The sequence below is a fragment of the Neisseria sp. P0021.S006 genome (assembly GCF_051956895.1).
In genome coordinates, this window is record NZ_JBQCWZ010000227.1 from 1 (window position 1) to 1856 (window position 1856).

Consider the following 1856-nt stretch of genomic DNA (forward strand, 5'->3'; position numbering starts at 1 on the left):
CCGATTTGCCGGATATTGTTTGGCACGTTATCGGCGATGTGCAGTCTAATAAAACCAAATTTGTGGCCGAACGCGCACATTGGGTGCATACGATAGGCCGTCTGAAAACGGCGCGGCGCTTGAGTGAGCAAAGGCCGTCTGAAATACCGCCGTTGCAGGTGTGTATTGAAGTGAACATTGCCGCGGAAGAGGCGAAACACGGCGTAGCGCCCGCAGAAGCGATTGCGCTGGCCCTTGAAGTGGCCAAGTTGCCGAATATTAAAGTATGCGGATTGATGTGTGTGGCCAAGGCCGACAGCAGCGACGATGAGTTGCGCAGTCAGTTTCATACCATGCAGCGGTTGTTGGCCGAGTTGAATGCGGCAGGCGTCGAAGCAGATGTTTTGTCTATGGGTATGTCCGGAGATATGCCAATCGCGGTAGAATGCGGCGCAACCCATGTCCGCATCGGCAGCGCGATTTTCGGCAGACGGGAACAAAAACAAAAAGGAGAAGGCAGCCAATGAAACAGATTATCTCGGTCGTTTTGCTTGGTTTGACCTTAACGGGTTGTCGGTTGATGGGCTGGTATCAATGTGAATCCTTATCGGGCTGGTGCAAACCCAAAAAGCCGGCAGCAATAGATTTTTGGGAAATTAAAGGCGAACCGCCGCCTTCTATTGAGGATTTCCGCGGGAAGCGTTTGGCGGACGGGAATTATTCTATTGACGATAATGCTTATCGTACCGCAGCTAATGATTATTTCAGTAGGAAAATCAAAAAGTTTGAAGCTTGCGGGCTAGCTTGGCAAACCCGCGATAAACGCCCTTTAGCGGAAACTTTTAAAAAAGAAGGATTGGATTGTTTGGAAAAACAGGGTTTATACCGAACATCACTGCCCGAAAGCGTCCGTTGGTGAAAAGGTCGTCTGAAATTTTGTCGGTATGATGGAAACGGTATTTCAGACGACCTCAGCAAATGTATCTCATTTAAAAAATTAAGGAAATTTATGAACATCTACTTTTTAGGCGGCGGCAATATGGCGACTGCCATTGCAGGCAGTTTGGTCAAACAAGACGGCTATCGTGTCCACATTGTCGAACGCGGCGCCGAAAGACGTGCACAACTGGTGCAAGAATTGGGCGTAGCCACTTCTGAAAACCTGCCCGAATTGAGTGCGGACGATGTCCTCATTCTCGCCGTCAAACCGCAAGACATGCAGGTAGCCTGTCAAAACATCCGTTTGAATGGCGCGCTGGTGTTGTCTGTAGCGGCAGGTTTGTCCATCGATACCCTCAGCCATTATCTGGGCGGCACACGCCGTATCGTACGCATCATGCCCAATACGCCGGCCAAAATCGGCTTGGGCGTATCCGGTATGTTTGCCGATGCAGGCGTTTCAGAAGCCGACCGTACAGCTGCCGACGGCATCATGCGCTCTGTCGGCACGACCATTTGGCTGAACGAGGAAGAGCAACTCCACAATATTACCGGCATCAGCGGCAGCGGCCCCGCCTATGTTTTCTATCTGTTGGGCGCGCTCCAAAATGCGGCTTTGGCACAAGGTTTCAACGAACAAGATGCACGCGAACTGAGCCTCGCCACATTTAAAGGCGCAGTGGCTTTGGCCGAACAAACCGGCGAAGCATTCGCACAATTACAGCAAAACGTAACTTCCAAAGGCGGCACGACACACGAAGCCATCGAAACCTTCAAAGCCCGTCACGTTGCCGAAGCCATCGAACAGGGTGTAGAAGCCTGCGTCAAACGTTCGCAAGAAATGGCGCAACAATATAAGGCCGTCTGAACATGCGCGGCGACTTGCTCTTATTATTGGCAGACGCTATTGCCATCCTGTGTATCACGCGCTTTTTGCT

At 51.1% G+C, this 1856-nt stretch carries 3 protein-coding genes; all 3 read left to right on the plus strand.

The window, feature by feature from the left end; genetic code table 11:
* The coding region (locus tag ACTHUM_RS12820; protein WP_440403035.1) for a YggS family pyridoxal phosphate-dependent enzyme at nt 1-506 on the plus strand (506 nt) is incomplete at its 5' end.
* Complete coding sequence (locus ACTHUM_RS12825; RefSeq protein WP_070461559.1) at nt 503-898, plus strand: RNA-binding protein; 396 nt, start codon at nt 503-505, stop codon at nt 896-898. The genes ACTHUM_RS12820 and ACTHUM_RS12825, both read left to right, overlap by 4 nt.
* A gap of 90 nt (nt 899-988) precedes the next feature.
* Nucleotides 989-1786 carry a pyrroline-5-carboxylate reductase gene (gene proC / locus ACTHUM_RS12830; RefSeq protein ID WP_070461560.1) on the plus strand — a complete coding sequence of 266 codons (798 nt, stop codon included), beginning with the start codon at nt 989-991 and terminating at the stop codon, nt 1784-1786.
* The last annotated feature ends 70 nt before the right edge of the window (nt 1787-1856 follow it).

What these genes read in the sequence shown, in the direction of transcription:
- proC (WP_070461560.1), top strand. Translation starts at nt 989, where the DNA reads ATGAACATCTACTTTTTAGGCGGCGGCAATATGGCGACTGCCATTGCA.
- ACTHUM_RS12825 (WP_070461559.1), top strand. Translation starts at nt 503, where the DNA reads ATGAAACAGATTATCTCGGTCGTTTTGCTTGGTTTGACCTTAACGGGT.